This window comes from Spirosoma sp. KNUC1025 (genome assembly GCF_045160025.1).
Taxonomy (GTDB): domain Bacteria; phylum Bacteroidota; class Bacteroidia; order Cytophagales; family Spirosomataceae; genus Spirosoma.
Window position 1 is genome coordinate 453,494 of record NZ_CP087139.1, and the last position, 19,106, is coordinate 472,599.

Sequence of the window (19,106 nt, forward strand, 5' to 3'; positions counted from 1 at the left end):
GAGAACCGAGGAAAAGTAGGCAGGAATAAAGGCATTGATTAGTAGCTTCTTTGTTTCTCTCTTCCTTCCTCCCTTTTCTCCCTCAGGAGATGACATTAGATCAGTTCAAATACATTTATTTTCTCGGAATCGGTGGTATCGGTATGAGCGCACTGGCTCGTTGGTTTCAGGTAAATGGCTATCCCATTGCCGGATACGATAAAACATCAACGGCTTTAACGGATGCCCTACAAACGGAAGGCATGACAATTCACTTCACAGAGGACGTAGAGCAAATACCCGCGTCTTTTCGAGAGAATCCGGCCGAAACTCTGGTGATTTACACGCCAGCCGTTCCAAAAACCCATCCCGAGTACATCTATTTTACCGAACACGGCTTCACGCTGCAGAAGCGCTCGCAGGTCCTTGGCTTGCTGGCAGGCCAGATGACCACCATTGCCGTAGCAGGTACACATGGCAAAACCACTACGTCGTCGATGGTGGCGCATATTCTGCGCGATGCAGATGTCAATTGCGCGGCTTTTCTGGGAGGTATTACCAATAACTATGGCACTAATTTTCTGCTTAACCAACCCGCCGACGACCTGCGCTCGGTAGTTTGCGTAGTAGAAGCAGATGAATTTGATCGATCCTTTCTGACTTTATTTCCGAAATATGCCATTGTTACGTCAACGGATGCCGACCATCTGGATATCTATGGCGCTCATGATGCCGTACTGGAATCATTTGGTACGTTCGTCAGCCAGATTGAACCGGATGGCGTACTTTTTATGAAAAAAGGGTTAACGCTGGCAGATAAAACGAAAGCCGCCGTCCGGCAGTACTCGCTACAATCAGGCGATTATTTCAGCCAGAACCTGCGCATCGAGCAGGCATCGTTTGTCTTTGATCTGGTTTATCCGCAAGGCGTAATTTCGAATATTCAGTTAATGGTGCCCGGTTTTCACAATGTCGAAAACGCCGTAGCGGCCGGGGCTGTCGCCTTGGAAACAGGCGTATCGCCTGACGCAATTCGATCAGCACTTAATACGTACCGGGGCGTTCGTCGTCGGTTTGAATACGTACTTAAAACAGATGCGGCTGTACTTATTGACGACTACGCCCATCATCCGGCGGAGGTACGAGCCTTTTTATCGTCCGTAAAAGCACTTTACCCCGACCGTGAGCTGACGGCTGTTTTTCAACCCCACTTGTTTAGTCGCACCCGCGATTTTGCCGAAGGATTTGCGGAAAGTCTGTCGTTGGCTGATAACGTAATTCTGCTGGATATCTATCCGGCGCGTGAATTACCCATGGAAGGAGTGACGTCAGACTTAATTTTTCGAGACGTACAATCGAAAACGAAGCAATTATGCACCAAAGCTGAATTACCGGGCGTTGTGCAACAAATGAAGCCATCGCTGCTTGTAACCATTGGGGCAGGGGATATAGACCAGCTATTACCAACCTTAAAAAACACAATGATGTACCAGTAAATAAAAATATTTCGATAACAATTTAGCTAATTTACAAATGTTAACTACCTTTAAATCATCCAAAAAATGGTTACTCGCAGTCGGGGGGTTTTTAGCGCTGTTTGGGCTTATCGCTTTTACGGAAATTCGGCACGGTCAGAAGCATGTCCGGACGGTAGTTGTTCAGCTTGATCAGGTTGACGGACATAAGTTTCTAACGCGCCGGGACGTAATGGGCTATTTGACCAATGGTGGTAACGATCCGATTATTGGGAAAGATTATAAGGAAGTTGATTTTCGACAATTAGAAAAACGACTGCGACAACATGGATTGGTGAAAAATTGTCAGGTTTCGCGTGACTTGACGGGGGATTTGCTCGTCGTGATTGAGCAACCTCGTCCGCTGGCTCGCCTGGTTGCTTCCAGCGATGAATCGCGGCCTGTATCGGGTCAGTACGTAAGTGAAGAAGGGCGTTTTTTTCCGGTATCAATGAATTACTCTGCGCGAGTTCCTATTTTGACCGGAAACTATTTTAGCCAAAATCGCTCCTTAGCCAATGAGCGAAATCAACCACTACTGGCTTTGTTAAAGCAAATCCATGATGATCCGTTCTGGCGGGCGCAGATCGTGGAATTATCGGTGGATGAGAAAGGTGAGGTGACCATGTGGCCGCAGATGGGCAACCATCGAATTGAGTTCGGTCCGCCGACTGATTTGAGTGCAAAATTTAAGAAGTTAAAATTAGTCTATACAGACGTTTTACCGGCGAAAGGTTGGGACCGCTACAGTCGGATAAACGTTCAATATCGAAACCAATTAGTTTGCGAATGACAACAACGGGCATGGACGAGAAAATTGTAGTGGGTCTGGACATTGGCAGCACCAAGGTGTGCGCGGTTGCTGGGCGGTTAATTCGTAACAACAAAGAGCAGGAAACACTCGAAGTATTGGGTGTGGGCGAAACAGCTCTGACAGACGGAGTAGCCAAAGGCTCAGTTGTAAACGTAAATAACACGGTCAATGCTATCCGACGAGCGGTAGCAGAAGCTTCTAACCAATCGAACCTGAACATTCATTTGGTCAATGTCAGTTTCAGCGGTGCCCACGTTACGTCGGTCAAGTCGAGTGGAAGTATTACGCGGTCGTCGGCAGGTGATGAAATCCAGATTGAAGATATCGATCACTTGCTCAATGATATGTATCGTACGTCTATTCCGGCCGACAAGGAAATTATCCACGTGCTGCCGATGGATTTCATGGTCGACACCGAGTCCAATGTCAACCAGCCTGTAGGTCGCAATGGCGTTAAACTGGGCGCTGATTTTCAGCTGATTACTGCTCAGGCCAATGCCGCTCGGAACATTCGCAAATGCATTACGCGTAATAATCTGGCCCAGGATACCATGATGCTGTCGGCCCTGGCATCTGGCCTTGCCGTGTTGACCGATGAGGAAAATACGCGGGCGTAGCCCTGGTAGATATTGGTGGAGGCACCACCGAAATGGCAATCTATTACCGGAATGTGTTGCGCCATGTAGCTGTCTTTCCGTGGGCAGGCAACAGTCTGACGCTCGATATTCAATCCGGCTGCAAAATTTTGCCTAATCAGGCGGAGCAACTCAAAAAGAAATTTGGCAGTGCCAACCCGGCAGAATATAATCTGAATGAAGTTGTTGCCGTGCCGGGTTTGAGCAATCGCAAACCCAAAGACGTACTACTGAAAAACGTAGCAGTTATTATTGAAGACCGGCTGCGCGAAATTGCCGCCCTGGTGCAGGCCGAAATCATCCGGTCAGGTTATGAGGGCAAATTGCTGGGTGGTATTGTTTTAACGGGTGGGTCGGCCCTGATTCCTGGGGTTGAGCACATCTTTATGCGTGTAACGGGGGTTGAAGAAGTACGGGTTGGTTTCCCCGAGCATCTCGAACCAAACGGCCGTGCCGATCTGGTTGGTGACCCAGCGTATGCTACTGCTGTTGGACTGGTGTGGGCCGGGTACAAGACTATTGACAACCGTATCTCGTTTATCAGCGATCCCAATCGGGCCGTTTATAACGAAGAGTATCCACCAACCTCTATCCCCCTCGTCCGGTATATACTCATCCGTCCAGTACGAATCGAGACAAAGCGCCGGAGAAAAAGCCTGTTGAAAAGCAGGAAAAAGAGCCTGAAGAGAATACCGTTATGCGCTGGTTACGTAAGTTAACTCAGCCAATACGGGGTAACGAAACAGATCCTTATTAGTGCGTACAATAAGCCGGTTTGTCACCGGCTTTATGATATTAACATAGTTTTTATATAACACCAAGACATCACATACTGATCCGATGAATAGTCAGGGCTATAGATTCGAAATTCCAGACGAGAACCCAATCATCATTAAGGTTGTCGGCGTAGGCGGCATGGGCGGCAATGCTGTCAAACACATGCACGAACTGAAAATGCAGGATGTGAGTTTTGCTGTATGCAATACTGATCGTCAGGCTCTTATGAGCAACCCAGTGCAAACCAAGCTACAACTGGGTGATGGATTAGGCGCTGGTACCGAATCGAAAGCGGGGGAAGATGCAGCCCGTAGCAGTATCGACGAAATTCGTCACCTGCTGGCTCCGCCTACCAAAATGGTCTTTATTACGGCTGGTATGGGTGGCGGCACCGGTACAGGCGCGGCCCCTGTAGTAGCGGAAGTCGCTCGTGAAATGGGCCTGCTGACTGTCGCCGTTGTTACGGCTCCGTACTGGTACGAAGGAACCGACAAAAAGGAGCAGGCACGCGAAGGGATCGAGAAGCTGAAAAAGAGCTGCGATACAGTGCTTGTCGTACTAAATGATAAACTGGCCGAACTCTACAGCGAATTGACCTGGACGGAAGCCTATGCTCATGCCGATGACGTGCTTGCCAATGCCGTAAAAAGTATTGCTGAAATCATAACCACGCAGGGCGATATCAACGCTGACTTTGCCGACGTTAAAAAAGTGCTGGAAAGTGCTGGCCAATCTGTGATGGGATCGGCTGAAGCAGCTGGCGAAGATCGGGCGTTACGGGCTATTGAAGCCGCTCTAAATTCTCCATTGTTAAATGATCACGACATACGTGGAGCGAAACGAATTCTGCTGACAATATCGTCGAGTAAGGCACATGCCATGCGTCTGAAAGAGCAGATGGCTATTTCGGAGCACGTAGCGAAGAAGATTCAGGCGGAAGCCCGGATGTTTAAATTCGGGGCGATAACGGATGAAAATCTTGGCGAGAGCTTACGGGTAACAATCATTGCTGCTGGTTTCGACGGAACCACTACGTTGATGGATCAGCTCAAGAGCCCCGCTCCTACTGAGGCTGAACCAATACCCGTCGTTAGCGAAACGCCGGACGTTAATAATAAGCTTGAAGCCATTTTAGAGGACGATCTATCGGACGAACTTGTACTGGTTGATCCCGATGGCGATGAGATAGAACCTGTAGGAGTAAGTGTAAAAAACGACGACAAGCAGACGCCCACCAGCTATAATGGCACCACAATCATCCGGCCGGAAACGCCGGGCACGATTCGCCCGTTCTCGCATGATGAGCCAAATTCGGACGTATTGATTCTGGATGAGGAAGAGCGCCCAAGCGACGCTGATCTCATTAAGCGTACAGTGGAAGCCTTTGTAAAAGGGCAATATCTGGCTGCTGACCTCGACCGGCCGACTTTTGAACGTAACAAAACGATGCTCTACGCGCTGCCTTTATTGTCAGAACAGGAATTCGTACGGTCGAGGTTGAACGACTAATCAGTTAAGTCAACAAATTTTATAGTGCTGGCAGAGACCGTTCAGGTCTCTGCTTTTTTGTGTTCTTCTATGGAAATAGTTTATACAGACGTCAAAAACACCATTCTTTCGTTGACGCAACCTGAGCGAGCCATCATGATGATGCGCTTTTTCAAAACAGGCCCGGGCGATTATGGCGAGGGCGATCAGTTTCTAGGGCTTTCTATGCCGCAGCAGCGAATTATCGCAAAACAATACCAGACACTACCTATTAGCGAAACGGAGCAACTTGTACGTGATCCCTATCATGAATGTCGCATGATAGGTCTGCTGATATGGGTGTACCAAACGCAAAAAACAGGATCAGTCCAGCAGGCCGCCATTCGGGATCGCTATCTGGCTAACCGCCAATATATCAATAATTGGGATCTGGTGGATGTGACTTGCCCGCACATTATCGGACGGTACGTAGTGAAAAACGATAGCGCAATTCTTTACGAACTGGCTGAAGAGAACCATCTATGGAGTCAGCGTATGGCTATCGTTTCGACACTGGCGCTTATTCGGGTAGGCAAATTTGGTGACACTTTTGCCCTAGCCGAACTTTTATCATCGCACAAACATGATTTGATTCACAAAGCTGTTGGCTGGATGCTGCGCGAAGTTGGGAAACGTAACGCCGACGCTCTGGAAGAATTTCTGCACGACCATATCCGGCAACTGCCTCGCACAGCTCTTCGTTACGCAATAGAACGCTTCGACCCAAGCCGACGACGGTATTATCTGGAGTTATAAAACAGAATACGGTATCCAGTTAACGGCAATGAACGCCATAAACAGGATACCGTATATTTCTATTCTATCGCATCATTTTATTGAGTTTGCCGGATGCCTGCATGGTGTTCATCTTTTTCATCATTTTACGCATCTCATCAAACTGTTTCAGCAAATTATTCACCTGCTGAATGTTCGTTCCACTGCCGGCTGCTATGCGTTTTTTACGGCTTCCATCAATGATATCGGGGCGCTGGCGTTCTTTGGGTGTCATCGAACTGATAATGGCTTCGATGGGCTTGAATGAATCATTATCTATATCCAGATCTTTTATCATCTTACCCATGCCCGGTATCATTCCAAGCAAGTCTTTTACGTTCCCCATCTTTTTGATTTGCTGCAACTGAGACAGGAAATCATCAAAGTCGAACTGGTTTTTACGCATCTTGGCATTGATGCGCTTAGCCTCTTCCTCGTCAAATGCCTGCTGAGCGCGCTCAACCAGTGAGATTACGTCACCCATTCCCAAAATCCGACTGGCCATCCGGTCAGGATAGAACACGTCGAGCGCTTCCATTTTCTCGCCCGTGCTGATGAATTTAATGGGCTTGTTTACGACCGTTTTGATCGAAAGGGCAGCTCCACCACGCGCGTCGCCATCGAGTTTTGTCAGGACAACACCGTCGAAATTGAGCCGCTCGTTGAAGGTTTTTGCCGTATTAACAGCATCCTGCCCGGTCATTGAATCGACCACAAACAGCGTTTCGGTCGGGGTAATTGCCCGTTTAACCGCTTCAATTTCCTGCATCATGGCCTCGTCGATAGCCAGACGGCCCGCCGTATCCACAATGACAACTTTTTTGCCGGTTTTGCGCGCCTGAGAGATAGCATTCTGCGCAATCTGAACTGCGTTTTTGTTCTCCGGCTCTGAATATACCTCTACACCCACCTGCTCACCTAATACTTTCAGCTGATCGATAGCGGCCGGCCGATAAATATCAGCCGCAACGAGGAGCGTATTACGTCCCTGCTTTTTCAGATAGGCCGCCAGTTTTCCCGAGAAGGTTGTTTTACCGGAACCCTGTAAACCAGCAATCAGAATAACAGCAGGATCACCTTTGATGTTGATTCCCTGCGCTTCTCCGCCCATCAGTTCGGTTAATTCTTCCTGTACAATTTTGACGAAGAGCTGGCCAGGTTCAACCGAAATCAGCACTTTACGATCCAGCGCCTTATCACGAATACGGTCGGTAATTTCTTTTGCAACTTTATAGTTAACGTCAGCATCAGTAAGGGCACGACGGACCTCTTTAATAGTAGCAGCAACGTTAATTTCTGTAATGCGGCCTTGCCCTTTTAGGGTTTTAATGGCCTTATTAAGCTTATCCTGAAGGTTCTCAAACATAGTATTTTACAAACGATGTTGTAAAGATAACAGTTTCCTGTGGGCGTCATTGCGCTTATCGTCACGAATCCACCAACGTCTTTTCTGTATTCTAATAAATGTACGTCACCAGTACGTTACTGACCCGTCAGTTAAAGACTGAATAAAACGATGTTAAGCCGTATACTATTTTGTGAGACAGTTAATTTTTAGATTTCACTACGCCAAAAATGGTGATTCGTAAAATATTTATTTACTATTATATCAGTTAATAATACCAATCACGTTATCTTCGGACAAGCGCTTCAACTATTGATTAGTGGAGCTAACTTGTACGATATATAAACCTACTCATGAGAATGCTTCGGTTAACTAAAACAATGAGCTATCTGGCTCCTTCGATACTTACAACCAGCTTGTTTGTATCAACAACGATAGCCATGCCAACCCAGGGTAGTTTACCTGCTGCCTCAAAAACGGATAAGATTACAGCCGTCCAGATAAAAACGGAAGCCAATAGCTCATCAAAAACTTCAGTATTAGCCCGCAATACAACGACTAAAACCGAGGCCGTGGCGACAACAGTTGCACCTGCTAAGAAAACGCAGGACAAAAAAACCATCAGCCGCTGCTGGAAACGGTTAATGAATATGGCTCGTGAAGTAAGCCATGCGCATCGCTCCAAACAGGCAGCAAATTAAATTTACGTACTACACTACTGGCTCAGTGAGTGACAATCGGCTCTTCGGGTGCTTTTGCCTGCTTTCGCGGAATATAATGGCGAAAAAAGCTGCTGATTTTCATCTGTAGGACGCCAAAAACGGCCTCTTTGAAAATCTTGGACGACATTTTAGAAACGCCCTTTGTGCGATCGGTGAAAATAATGGGCACTTCGTGAATACGGAAGCCATATTTCCAGCACGTAAATTTCATTTCAATCTGAAAGGCATAGCCCACAAATTTGATGGGGTTGTGCAGAATAACTTCCAATACCTCTGCTCGGTAGCAAATAAAGCCAGCCGTAGGGTCCATCACCGACATTCCAGTAATAAACCGCACATATACCCCGGCAAAGTAGGACATCAATACTCTACCCATAGGCCAGTTCACTACGTTGACCCCCCGAATATAGCGCGATCCAACGGCTACATCGGCTCGGTCGGGGCGATCATCAGCGCAGGCATGGTAGAGTTTAATCAAATCTTCAGGATTGTGCGAGAAGTCGGCATCCATCTCAAACAAGTACTGATACCCTCGCGACAAAGCCCATTTAAACCCATCAATGTAAGCCGTTCCCAAACCTAATTTCCCGCGTCGTTCCAACAAATGCAGGCGTGCCCGGGCGGGAGCGTTCCCCGAACCGAGAAAGAGGAATCATGCCGGTTAAATTCTTCCTGTAGATCACGAACGCGCTGAGCTGTGCCATCGGGAGAGCCATCATCGACAATAAGGATATCGAAAGGTTCAGACAAACTGAATACCTTTCGAATGATAGCTTCGATATTCTCAATTTCATTGTACGTTGGAACAACGACTAAGCGCTCTTTCACAGAAATACAGGATTAATAAGGGAGTTATTCATATAACTATGACACCTCCATTTTCTGCACAAAATAATCATTAAAAATTGTTAATTACGGGCGTTTTCCCCTAAATCTTTGGCTTACATTCTGGCTTCGCGAATGCAGCGTCCCAAACCGGATAATCAATATCCTGTTTTTTGTTATTCTCAGACGAGTATCAGACATGAAATTCCTGCCCCAGGATAATACCAACAGTTATGAATGATTAGACCTTGCGGCACTCGTTTTATTTGTAAGCTTACCAACCACCTGTTTGTAGATGGCTTCCATTTCGGCTGGGTGCGACGAATAAAAAATGTAGCTTTTTCGATAAGCAGCCGTATCGACCCCAAATTTCCGAAAAATCTGGGTTTCCAGGTGTTTATAAGCAATGTTCGACGAATCAATAGAGCCTAAGCTTAACCGACTTACGCGTGCTTCGGCCATGTGCACCTCCGTCAGGATGTCCGCCATGCGGTTTTTATCAATCAAATTATCCGGGCGTTCATCTTCGGGAGTTGTACAGGCAGATAAAAGCCAGGTAGTCATGAACAGGCCGCACAAAAAAGACATTAACTGGTTCCAGCGCATAAATTCATGTAATAATTTCGTAAGCAAATCTTCCCTGGCAAAGTTCGATATTGTCCGTTAAAATAGCTTAAGATTTAAAAATGGCTCATCCTCTTCAGGCTTATTGTACCTTTGCTTGTACGTTTGAATAAAAAGTGTTCCATTCCCCGTTAATAAATAATTGAGGTAGATTACCGAAAAACTGCGCGATTTCACTGTATAGCCTATCCGCCTTTCATGGACGAATTTTTAGCCCGACTCCGCAATTTCGACATTCGCATCCGCAAGGCGGTCAACTCACAGATGCGCGGAAGTTTTCGGTCTATATTCAAAGGATCAGGCCTGGAATTCAGCGACTTACGAACGTATCAATACGGTGATGATGTCCGGGCTATCGACTGGAACGTTTCGTCAAAAGGCCACGGTACGTTTGTAAAAGTATTCCGAGAAGAGAAAGACCAGACCGTGTTTTTTGTCGTCGATGTCAGTGCATCACAGCTCGTTGGTCCGCATTACCGCGACAAGCTGGAAGCAACCAAAGAAGTGTGCGGAGTATTGGCGTTATCGGCTATCCGTGAAGCTAACCACGTTGGTTTGTACTGTTTCTCCGATCAGAAAGAGCGGTATATCAAGCCAGCGAATGGCCTGAAAACAGGCTATCAATTGATTATGGGCCTTTACAAATTAAAGCCGGAATCCGGCCGAACGAACATTGCCGATGCCTTGCTCTTTACCCTGAACGTACTGAAACGACGTAGCGTGGTCATTTTGTTGTCAGATTTCATCGATCAGAGCTACGAACATAACCTAAGGGCCTTAGCCCAAAAACACGATCTAGTCGTTATTCACCTGTATGATCAGCGGGAAGTGAAAATCCCAAAGCTTGGTATTATTCCTGTTCATGACACTGAAACCGGCCGAACGGTATGGATGAATACGTCTTCCGCTTCGTTTCGGGCTAAACTGCATGATACGTTCCGCCAGAATCAGAGTCGGCTGGAACGACTTTGCAAACAGTTTAATGCCAATTACCTGGCACTCGACTCGCAGGAAGACTTTGTGCCAAAACTTGTTGAATTGTTCAGGGTAAGAAAGTATCAATGAAATTACGTACCTGTTGGCTTCTCAACCTCTGCTGTTTTCTGGCTGTTTCGGGCTGGGCACAACCGCCTGCACGTTCGAACGTCAGCGCTCATTTTCTGACAGATAGTATTGAGATTGGTCGTCCATTTCAGTACGCCTTAACATACCGGCATCCCTCCCAAACCGACGCCTTATTTCCGGATACCGCTACGCATTTCCGCCCGTATCGGGTACAGCGTGTGGATGTGTATGCCACTCAGACGACGGGCTCGGGCTCGGCCGCTGTCAGTCGCGACAGCGCCGTGTATACGCTGCTATCGTTTGAAACGGACTCAATCCAGCTCTTGCGCGTGCCAATTCGCATTCTGAATGACGTAGACTGCACAGCCCTATGGACACCAACCGATACTGTTTTCCTGCACTCAAAGCTAACGTCAGCACAACTGCGCTCTACAAATCCGCAGGCGTTTACATTGGCGACGACGACCTCCCTGATTCCCCTGCAGCAGCAGTTTAATTATGCCATGCTGATCAAGGGATTACTCGCCATCAGTTTCGTAACGGCCTCCGTATACGGACTGTTTGGCCGGACAATCCGTCGGCAGTGGCGGCTCTATCGACTTAATCGGCGCCACCTCCAGTTTCTCCGCAACTACAATCAGCTTAGCCAGAGCCTTACTTCACTAACAGCTTCCGAAACGGCGAACCAGGCAATTGTTATGTGGAAAATGTATCTGGAGCGACTGGACAGACAGCCTTATATTTCCCTGACAACGCCCGAACTGGCCGAACGAATCAGTGATAAGCGGGTTACCGATGCCTTACGGGAAGCCGACCGCATGATTTACGGTGGTACGTTCTCGGCTCAATCGCAACCCGCTTTATGGATACTACGTGACGTAGCTACGCAGGTATATCACCGTAGCCGGGCCAGATTACAACGACCAGTCCACAACCCAGCTGAAGCGATTCAGCAATCTGATTCGACCGAAAATCCTACTTACTCCTGAACGAATGGAACCCTGGTATTCGCTTCATTGGTTCAGTCCGGCGCAATGGCAACAGTTTCAGGTAGCCAATCCGTTGGCTTTATTTCTGCTGCCGGTTATTTTACTGCTGTTTTTGCTCCGCTACTATTTACACCGGAACGCGCAGCAACGATTAAACATCTCACTTGATTCCATGCGATCGTCCAGCCGGGGCAAACGTGAGCAGACAACGCGTTCTCTACTTAGCTGGCTGCGTTATTTGCTGCCGCTGAGTGTCTTTCTGGGCATTGCTTTATTGCTCGTCTCGCTTGCTCGGCCACAAATTGTCAGGCAGCAGCGCGAAGAACAGTCAGAAGGGATTGATATCATGCTGGCCATGGACGTATCGGCGTCGATGAGTGAAACCGATTTACCACCTACCCGACTGGCCGCTGCCCGGCGGGTAGCGCAGACATTCGTGAATGGCCGGCAAAACGACCGGATTGGTTTGGTAATTTTTGCCGGAGAAGCTTTTTCACTCTGCCCGCTTACAACGGATTATAGCCTCCTGAAGCAATACCTGAACGACCTGAACGATCAGATGATCCACACGTCCGGTACAGCAATTGGGGATGCGCTGGCCCGCTGCATCAACCGGATGCGAAATCGCTCTGAGACACCGACCGACACGTTACAACAGGAAACCGACCCGTGGAAAAAAGATCGAAGTAAGATCATTATTTTACTAAGCGATGGCGACAATACTGCCGGAAACCTTGACCCAATCACAGCTGCTAAGCTCGCTAAAATGTTCAATATCAAACTGTATACCATTGCCGTTGGACGTGCCGTTACGTCGGCAACGAAGGCAACCACTGTTGACGAAGGGATTCTTAAAACAATCGCGACGATTGGCAATGGGAGTTTCTTCAGGGCAACGGATACCCGGCGACTACGGGCGGTGTTTGCGCAGATAAGCAAACTGGAGAAAGCCCCCATTCGGGTTCAGATTTATGAAGACATACAAGACTATTACCGGATTTATTTGTATTGGGGTATCTCCTTCCTGCTGTTTGCTTTGTTTCTAAAAAATACGATTTTCGGTAACGTTCTGGAAGACTAAACCACAAACAAGTATTTTTATTCAACCGGAATAGCCGGCAATACAAATGCTCAAATCGTATTACAACGCGGATATCATTGAAGCGGGTTTAGATGAAGTAGGCCGGGGTTGCTTGGCTGGCCCTGTTGTGGCGGCTGCCGTAATTTTGCCCAAAAACTACACGCACCCGATTCTTAATGATTCGAAACAGTTAAGCCGCGCTCAACGGGAATCGTTACGTACTGATATTGAAAGGGATGCGTTAGCCTGGAGCGTTGCCGAAGTTTCGCATGACGATATCGACCGCATCAATATCTTGAAGGCCAGCTTCTTAGCTATGCACCGAGCCATCGATACTCTTTCTGTCCGCCCGGAACATCTACTCGTAGACGGAAATCGCTTTGTGCCGTATCCCATGATTCCGCATACCTGCATTATTAAGGGCGATGCACATTATTTATCCATAGCGGCTGCTTCTGTACTGGCGAAAACATACCGAGACGAATTGATGGAGCAACTTGGCCAGGAATTTCCCGCCTACGGTTGGGCGCAGAATGTAGGCTACCCTACCCCCGTTCATCGTGAAGCCATCCGAAAATTCGGCCCAACAAAATACCACCGAATGAGCTTCCGGCTAATTTAACCCCTATGAATTCCATCGGCGTTACGTCATAGAGCTAACCCTACAGGCAATAGTTGTGTTTTGAGGAGTTTTAAGGCTTTTTTTGCTTTGAAGGTTATCCGAACCGCGGCCCATGATTCAAAATCCTGACTATATTCTTCAAGTGCATGGCCTAACCAAAACCTTTGCGGGTATTAAGGCATTGAACAATGTTCAGCTAAATCTCAGAAGAGGTGAAGTTCATGCAGTTATGGGCGAAAATGGCGCGGGAAAATCGACATTCATGAAAATTCTGTCGGGCCTCGAAACGCCTGATTCGGGCCAAATTCTTCTGAATGGAGCGCCTTTAGCTAACAAAACCGTCAGGGAGGCCCAACGAAGCGGCATTTCAATGATTCATCAGGAAATTCTGGCTGTACCTGAGTTAACCGTTGCTCAGAATATCTTTTTGGGGCGCGAAGTGACGGGATGGTTTCCGGGTTGGCTCAACGACCGACGCATTAACCAGGAGGCCGAAAAGTTACTGGCGCATATGGGCTCAGCGATCAACGTCCGGCTGAAAATGAAGGCGTTAAGCGTAGCGGAGCAGCAGATGGTTGAAATTGCAAAAGCCATCTCGAATAATGCCCAGGTGCTGATTATGGATGAACCGACTTCGGCCCTCTCTCATAAAGAAGTCGACGTGCTGTTCGGGCTTATCGACGAACTGAAAAAAAAGGGCGTAGCGATCATTTATATCTCCCACAAAATGGAGGAGATCAGTCAGCTCGCCGACACAATTACGGTACTACGAGACGGCAATTTTATTGGCACCTACCCCGCGAGTGACCTCAATACGCAGTCGCTAATCAACCTGATGGTCGGGCGCGAAATCAACAATTTCTTTCCGGAAACAACTTCCGAAATAGGCAACAACGTACTGGAGGTCAGAAACCTTTCCCGACGCGACGCATTTTCCGACATTAATTTTATAGTGCACGAAGGTGAAATTCTGGGCATTGGCGGCTTGATGGGCGCCGGACGAACCGAACTCGCCCGTGCTATTTTTGGACTGGATCGCCCGGATAGTGGTGAAATCTATGTTAGGGGCCAGCTGGTTGATATTACATCGCCTCAGGAAGCCATACGTACGGGTATCGGTTACGTCAGCGAAGATCGGAAAGGCTGGGGTTTTATTCCTCAGCTTTCCATCCGTCATAACCTCACCTTAGCCAGTCTGCCTGCCCACGCAAACGGCCTGTTCGTTGATACGCAACGCGAGACCGATTCTGCCCAGCGAATGATTCAGGAACTACGGATCAAAACGGCCGGCGTGGATCAGAAAGTGGCGCAGCTGAGTGGGGGAAATCAGCAGAAAGTCGTGATTGGTAAAGTATTGCTGGCCTCACCATCGCTTGTGATTCTCGATGAACCTACGCGTGGCATTGACGTAGGAGCAAAATTTGAAATTTATAAACTTATCCGACAACTGGCCGACAGCAGGGTTGCCGTTATTGTCATTTCGTCAGAGCTACCGGAGCTACTGGGCTTGAGTAATCGCATCCTGGTTCTGGAAAAAGGAAAACAAACCGCACTACTCAACAGGAAGCAAGCCTCTCAGGAAACTATTTTACGCTACGCTATGCCCGGCTAAATACACCCCCCTTCTTTTAAACTGCATGAAAAACACAGGCAATACGTCGTTCGATCTGGCGCAAAATACACCCAAACTGCGGATAAGCGGTCTTGGCCAATACGGCATTTTTGTGGCTTTCGGGCTGATTTGCCTGGTGCTTTCACTTACCACACGAAATTTCCTGAACTGGTCTAACCTGATGATTATTTTCACACAGGTTTCTATTAATGCGTTACTGGCATTCGGTGTTACGTTCGTGATTATTACGGGTGGTATCGATCTTTCGCTGGGGTCGATGGTAGCGGTCGCGGGTGTCGTTGCGGCTTCTTTTGCGCACCCGGATACCTACCCCGTAATCGTACCAATTCTGATGGGTTTACTGACTGGCCTTGCAATGGGCGCTTTCAATGGCTTCGTTATAACCAGAAGTAACGTACCACCTTTCATCGTTACGCTGGGCACAATGACCATCGGGCGGGGTCTTGCTCTGATTCTGAGCAAAGGCCGTCCTATCTCAAATCTGTCAGATTCCTTTAATTTTATTGGCGGTGGCCAATTAGCCGGTATACCCATGCCTATTTTTATCCTGATCATCATGTTTGTACTCTGTGCCGTATTGCTCAACAAAACCATCGTAGGGCGCTATATGTACGCCATCGGGGGAAACGAACAGGCAGCCAGAGCATCGGGCATTTCGCTAAGCAAAATAAAAATGATCGTCTATACGCTCTGTGGCGGGTTAGCGGGGCTAGCGGGGATTCTCCTGACATCACGTATCACAACCGGCCAGCCAAACGCCGGAGCTGGGTTTGAACTGGATGCCATCGCGGCTGCTATTATCGGCGGCACCAGTACGTCGGGTGGGACAGGTACCATGGCGGGTGCTTTAACCGGTGCGTTATTAATTGGCGTAATCAGCAATGGGCTGGATTTGCTCAACGTAACGTCCTACTACCAGCAAGTTGTCATGGGCGTTATCATTGTCGGAGCCGTTGTACTCGATAGCCTTCAGCACAAAAGGAACAGCTAATCAGCATTTTTAAGAACCTCCAGTCATTCACTCTTTCGCTTATTATTCCCGAATGAAATTACTACGTCGACATGGTATTATTTTACTGGCTTCCCTTCTACTGACAGCCTGTTCCCAATCTTCATCCGATAAAAATCAGTCGGGCGACGGGCAAAAGCTCATCGTAGGAGCAACGATGCTCAGTATGCAGAACGAATTCATCGTCAATGTGCACGACGAAATGGAGAAAAAGGCGCAGGAAATGGGCGTAGAGCTTATTACTGTGGATGCCGAACGGTCGGCTCTTAAACAAATTGAACAAGTCGAAAGCTTCATAGCGCAAAAGGTTGATGTAATTATCATGAATCCCTGCGAAGTAGAAGCCAGTTCGCCGGCCGTTACCAAAGCATTGGCGGCTAACATCCCAATCGTCAATGTCAATTCTGAAACCAGCGCCAAACCATCGGCTTTTGTGGGCTCCGACGATGTAGAATCGGCAAAAATTGCGCTTAAATTCCTTGCCGAAAAACTAGGCGGTAAAGGAAATATCCTGATGATGCAAGGGTATATGGGCCAGGCCGCTCAAATTAAACGAGAGCAGGGAGCACGCGAAATTTTAAAGCAATACCCTGACCTGAAACTGATTGCCCAGCAAACAGCCGAGTGGGATCGGGCCAAAGCCATGTCGTTGATGGAAAACTGGATTCAATCGTACGGATCGCAGGTTAACGCTGTTTTTGCTCAAAATGACGAAATGGGTCTGGGGGCGGTAAAAGCGCTTACGGCAGCCGGACTGAAAAATAAAGTAATCGTTGTGAGCATCGACGCCATTCCTGATGCCCTTCAGGCTGTAAAAAAAGGCGAACTGGACGCTACTGTTTTTCAGAACGCCCAGCAACAGGGCGCCAAAGCCATCGAAACAGCCGTTAAAATTGCCAAAAAACAGCCTTTTGATAAAGAAACGCTTATTCCTTTTCAACTGGTCACGAAAGAAAACCTAGCGAAATTTCAGTAATCTCAAGATTTTATCGGAAGATCAAATACGCTCAGAAAGTTATTCCACCGTGGTCAATTGACTAGCCTGTTCACGTAATTTTTCCGTCGGGCGGAAGCGTTCTCCATACGTATCAGCCAGCCGGTCAAGCGTTTCGACGAACGTGTTAACGCCGACAAAATCCACAAACGATAACGCACCACCTGTGTAGGCCGGAAAGCCCCAGCCCAAAATCGACCCCAGATCAGCATCCAGCTTTGTCCGTACGACATTTTCCTCGAAGCAACGTACCGCTTCAATCGCCTGCCGATAAAGCAGCCGTGTTTTTACTTCGTCGAGCGTAAGCTGCTGAGCGGCCAGCGGAAACATCTCCTGTAAGCCTGACCATAATTTCTTGCTTCGATCTTCGGCGTAGTCATAAAAACCCGCTTTGTTTTTCTTGCCAAGACGGCCGATTTCAACAAACTGTTTAGCGATCTGATAGCTGGTATCGTCATTACGTACAGCACCGTCGGCAACACCCTGGCTCGCTATTTTGTACACTAAGTCCAGAGCTACTTCGTCTGTTACGGCCAAAGGCCCCACCGGCATTCCGGCATTCTGGCCCCCATGTTCAATCAGAATCGGGTTTATGCCTTCTTTGAGCATTTCCATCCCCTCAGCCGTGTACGTACTGAAACAACGTGAGGTATAAAAACCTCGTGAGTCATTCACAACGATAGGCGTTTTACGGATTTTACGAACATAGTCTATCGCAACAGCCAGGGCGTAATCCGATGTTTGTTTACCCATGATAATCTCCACGAGCATCATCTTGTCTACCGGCGAAAAGAAGTGGATACCGATAAAGTTCTCCGGCTTATCCGATGCCTGCGCCAGACCACTGATTGGCAGCGTAGATGTATTAGAGGCAAATACGCCATCCTTCGCTAACATCGGTTCGGCTTCTCGGGTCACCTGCCCTTTCAACTCACGGTTTTCGAAAACAGCTTCGATAATCAGGTCACACTGTTCCAAATCTGCTACGTTGTCAGTAGGCTTAATCAGGCTGAGCAAACCATCGACTTTTTCAGGGTCGACTTTACCACGTTCTGAGCTTTTTTTGAGCAGTGCCCGCGAATAATCTTTTCCTTTCTCCGCAGCCTCAACCGATATATCTTTCAACACAACCTCAATACCAGCCTGCGCCGATACATAGGCAATACCGGCCCCCATCATACCAGCGCCCAGTATACCGAGTTTCTTTACGTCGGTTTTCGGTATGTCTTTGGGGCGGCTAATGCCTTTGTTGGCTTCGTTCAAACCCAAAAACATCGTTTGAATCAGGTTTTTCGCCACTTTTGAGGTCGCTACGTTCACAAAATGCCGGGCCTCGATCACCAGCGCGCGGTCGATGTTTACCTGCAAACCTTCATACACACAGGCCATAATTTCAAGCGGAGCTGGATAATTGCCTTTGGTTTTATCCATCAGCATGGCCGTTCCAAGTCCGAAGGTCTGTGCGCCAACAGGGCTTTGTACGTTACCGCCGGGAATTTTAAAGTTGTCTTTCCCAACGATTTTACCTGTTTTACGATCCAGTTCATCCCAGGGTTTCAGTGGTTTCGGATTCGCTTCGATCCAGGCATAGGCTTTCGCCATCATTTCGGCGGGACTATCAGCGATATCGTCTATCATGCCCAGGTTCTTCGCTTCCTGAACACCCACTTTTTTACCTTCCAGAATCAGCGGCAACGCGGCCTGAATACCCAGCATGCGGGGTAATCGCTGCGTTCCACCAGCACCCGGCAACAGGCCAATGGTTACTTCCACCAGACCAATTAAGGTTTTAGGATTGTTCAGGGCAATACGCTGATGACAGGCCAGACAAATTTCGTAACCGCCCCCAAGTGCTGTGCCGTTTATCGCTGCAACAGCGGGTTTTCCCGAAGTTTCGATACGTCGAAAAACACGATTCAACTCCGACGACACTTTCAGCATCTCAGTCGGGGCTTTATCGTTGTTCCGCAAAATCATTTTCAGATCGGCTCCGGCTACAAATTCAGGTTTAGCCGACGTAATGATGAGCCCTTTGACAGATTCATCGGCAAAAGCCCGCTCCAGAGCCACTTCAAATTCTGGAATGGACGCATCGTTTAATACGTTCATCGGTGCCGATGTCATGGCCCACGAAATAATGGCTACGTTTTGGTCAACGGTGTAGTTTATCATTGGTC

At 48.0% G+C, this 19,106-nt stretch carries 17 protein-coding genes and 1 pseudogene; 14 read left to right on the forward strand and 4 right to left on the reverse strand.

Annotated elements, in window-relative coordinates:
* Positions 1–89 precede the first annotated feature (89 nt).
* From murC to LN737_RS02055, 6 genes are all read left to right on the forward strand, one after another.
* On the forward strand, positions 90–1,475 hold the full coding sequence (gene murC / locus LN737_RS02030; protein ID WP_405515781.1) for a UDP-N-acetylmuramate--L-alanine ligase: 1,386 nt from the start codon (positions 90–92) through the stop codon (positions 1,473–1,475).
* 37 nt (positions 1,476–1,512) lie between these two features.
* Positions 1,513–2,286, forward strand: coding sequence for a cell division protein FtsQ/DivIB (locus LN737_RS02035; RefSeq protein WP_405515783.1), 774 nt, complete (start codon positions 1,513–1,515; stop codon positions 2,284–2,286).
* Positions 2,283–2,924 carry a hypothetical protein gene (locus LN737_RS02040; RefSeq protein ID WP_405515784.1) on the forward strand — a complete coding sequence of 214 codons (642 nt, stop codon included), beginning with the start codon at positions 2,283–2,285 and terminating at the stop codon, positions 2,922–2,924. Before LN737_RS02035 ends, LN737_RS02040 begins: the two co-directional genes overlap by 4 nt.
* A 32-nt stretch (positions 2,925–2,956) precedes the next feature.
* Positions 2,957–3,661 (forward strand): cell division FtsA domain-containing protein, encoded by a 705-nt coding sequence (locus LN737_RS02045; protein ID WP_405515786.1) that lies wholly within the window; start codon positions 2,957–2,959, stop codon positions 3,659–3,661.
* Between the two features lie 121 nt (positions 3,662–3,782).
* Positions 3,783–5,228 (forward strand): cell division protein FtsZ, encoded by a 1,446-nt coding sequence (gene ftsZ / locus LN737_RS02050; RefSeq protein ID WP_405515788.1) that lies wholly within the window; start codon positions 3,783–3,785, stop codon positions 5,226–5,228.
* A 69-nt stretch (positions 5,229–5,297) separates the two neighbouring features.
* Positions 5,298–6,002 (forward strand): DNA alkylation repair protein, encoded by a 705-nt coding sequence (locus LN737_RS02055; protein ID WP_405515790.1) that lies wholly within the window; start codon positions 5,298–5,300, stop codon positions 6,000–6,002.
* A 64-nt stretch (positions 6,003–6,066) separates the two neighbouring features.
* Here LN737_RS02055 and ffh read toward each other — a convergent pair whose 3' ends face one another.
* Positions 6,067–7,386 carry a signal recognition particle protein gene (gene ffh / locus LN737_RS02060; protein WP_405515792.1) on the reverse strand — a complete coding sequence of 440 codons (1,320 nt, stop codon included), beginning with the start codon at positions 7,384–7,386 and terminating at the stop codon, positions 6,067–6,069.
* A gap of 338 nt (positions 7,387–7,724) precedes the next feature.
* Here ffh and LN737_RS02065 point away from each other — a divergent pair, with 338 nt between their 5' ends.
* Entirely contained in the window at positions 7,725–8,066 is a 342-nt protein-coding gene (locus tag LN737_RS02065; RefSeq protein WP_405515794.1) for a hypothetical protein, read from the forward strand.
* Positions 8,067–8,088: 22 nt separating this feature from the next.
* On the opposite strand, the pseudogene LN737_RS02070 reads toward LN737_RS02065, so the two are convergent.
* Positions 8,089–8,915, reverse strand: a pseudogene (locus LN737_RS02070) (polyprenol monophosphomannose synthase).
* Between the two features lie 228 nt (positions 8,916–9,143).
* Positions 9,144–9,476 carry a DUF4296 domain-containing protein gene (locus LN737_RS02075; protein WP_405515796.1) on the reverse strand — a complete coding sequence of 111 codons (333 nt, stop codon included), beginning with the start codon at positions 9,474–9,476 and terminating at the stop codon, positions 9,144–9,146.
* Positions 9,477–9,734: 258 nt separating this feature from the next.
* On the opposite strand from LN737_RS02075, the gene LN737_RS02080 reads away from it, so the two are divergent.
* From LN737_RS02080 to LN737_RS02110, 7 genes are all read left to right on the forward strand, one after another.
* Positions 9,735–10,601, forward strand: coding sequence for a DUF58 domain-containing protein (locus LN737_RS02080; protein ID WP_405515797.1), 867 nt, complete (start codon positions 9,735–9,737; stop codon positions 10,599–10,601).
* A complete protein-coding gene (locus tag LN737_RS02085; protein ID WP_405515799.1) occupies positions 10,598–11,590 on the forward strand; it encodes a hypothetical protein in 993 nt (330 codons plus the stop codon). Before LN737_RS02080 ends, LN737_RS02085 begins: the two co-directional genes overlap by 4 nt.
* Before the next feature lie 4 nt (positions 11,591–11,594).
* Complete coding sequence (locus LN737_RS02090; RefSeq protein ID WP_405515801.1) at positions 11,595–12,671, forward strand: VWA domain-containing protein; 1,077 nt, start codon at positions 11,595–11,597, stop codon at positions 12,669–12,671.
* Positions 12,672–12,717: 46 nt separating this feature from the next.
* A complete protein-coding gene (locus tag LN737_RS02095; RefSeq protein WP_405515803.1) occupies positions 12,718–13,293 on the forward strand; it encodes a ribonuclease HII in 576 nt (191 codons plus the stop codon).
* A gap of 112 nt (positions 13,294–13,405) precedes the next feature.
* On the forward strand, positions 13,406–14,905 hold the full coding sequence (locus LN737_RS02100; protein ID WP_405515805.1) for a sugar ABC transporter ATP-binding protein: 1,500 nt from the start codon (positions 13,406–13,408) through the stop codon (positions 14,903–14,905).
* 25 nt (positions 14,906–14,930) lie between these two features.
* Positions 14,931–15,917, forward strand: a complete 987-nt coding sequence (locus LN737_RS02105) for an ABC transporter permease (protein WP_405515806.1) — start codon at positions 14,931–14,933, stop codon at positions 15,915–15,917.
* Positions 15,918–15,969: 52 nt separating this feature from the next.
* A complete protein-coding gene (locus LN737_RS02110) occupies positions 15,970–16,911 on the forward strand; it encodes a substrate-binding domain-containing protein (protein WP_405515808.1) in 942 nt (313 codons plus the stop codon).
* A 39-nt stretch (positions 16,912–16,950) separates the two neighbouring features.
* Here LN737_RS02110 and LN737_RS02115 read toward each other — a convergent pair whose 3' ends face one another.
* Positions 16,951–19,101: a 3-hydroxyacyl-CoA dehydrogenase NAD-binding domain-containing protein gene (locus LN737_RS02115; RefSeq protein WP_405515810.1), complete on the reverse strand. Its 2,151-nt coding sequence runs from the start codon at positions 19,099–19,101 to the stop codon at positions 16,951–16,953.
* Positions 19,102–19,106 lie beyond the last annotated feature (5 nt).

Coding starts and splice junctions, on each gene's coding strand:
- LN737_RS02055 (WP_405515790.1), top strand. CDS start 5,298: ATGGAAATAGTTTATACAGACGTCAAAAACACCATTCTTTCGTTGACG.
- murC (WP_405515781.1), top strand. CDS start 90: ATGACATTAGATCAGTTCAAATACATTTATTTTCTCGGAATCGGTGGT.
- LN737_RS02085 (WP_405515799.1), top strand. CDS start 10,598: ATGAAATTACGTACCTGTTGGCTTCTCAACCTCTGCTGTTTTCTGGCT.
- LN737_RS02035 (WP_405515783.1), top strand. CDS start 1,513: ATGTTAACTACCTTTAAATCATCCAAAAAATGGTTACTCGCAGTCGGG.
- ffh (WP_405515792.1), bottom strand. CDS start 7,386: ATGTTTGAGAACCTTCAGGATAAGCTTAATAAGGCCATTAAAACCCTA.
- LN737_RS02065 (WP_405515794.1), top strand. CDS start 7,725: ATGCTTCGGTTAACTAAAACAATGAGCTATCTGGCTCCTTCGATACTT.
- LN737_RS02040 (WP_405515784.1), top strand. CDS start 2,283: ATGACAACAACGGGCATGGACGAGAAAATTGTAGTGGGTCTGGACATT.
- LN737_RS02075 (WP_405515796.1), bottom strand. CDS start 9,476: ATGACTACCTGGCTTTTATCTGCCTGTACAACTCCCGAAGATGAACGC.
- LN737_RS02080 (WP_405515797.1), top strand. CDS start 9,735: ATGGACGAATTTTTAGCCCGACTCCGCAATTTCGACATTCGCATCCGC.
- LN737_RS02110 (WP_405515808.1), top strand. CDS start 15,970: ATGAAATTACTACGTCGACATGGTATTATTTTACTGGCTTCCCTTCTA.
- ftsZ (WP_405515788.1), top strand. CDS start 3,783: ATGAATAGTCAGGGCTATAGATTCGAAATTCCAGACGAGAACCCAATC.
- LN737_RS02095 (WP_405515803.1), top strand. CDS start 12,718: ATGCTCAAATCGTATTACAACGCGGATATCATTGAAGCGGGTTTAGAT.
- LN737_RS02115 (WP_405515810.1), bottom strand. CDS start 19,101: ATGATAAACTACACCGTTGACCAAAACGTAGCCATTATTTCGTGGGCC.
- LN737_RS02090 (WP_405515801.1), top strand. CDS start 11,595: ATGGAACCCTGGTATTCGCTTCATTGGTTCAGTCCGGCGCAATGGCAA.
- LN737_RS02045 (WP_405515786.1), top strand. CDS start 2,957: ATGGCAATCTATTACCGGAATGTGTTGCGCCATGTAGCTGTCTTTCCG.
- LN737_RS02100 (WP_405515805.1), top strand. CDS start 13,406: ATGATTCAAAATCCTGACTATATTCTTCAAGTGCATGGCCTAACCAAA.
- LN737_RS02105 (WP_405515806.1), top strand. CDS start 14,931: ATGAAAAACACAGGCAATACGTCGTTCGATCTGGCGCAAAATACACCC.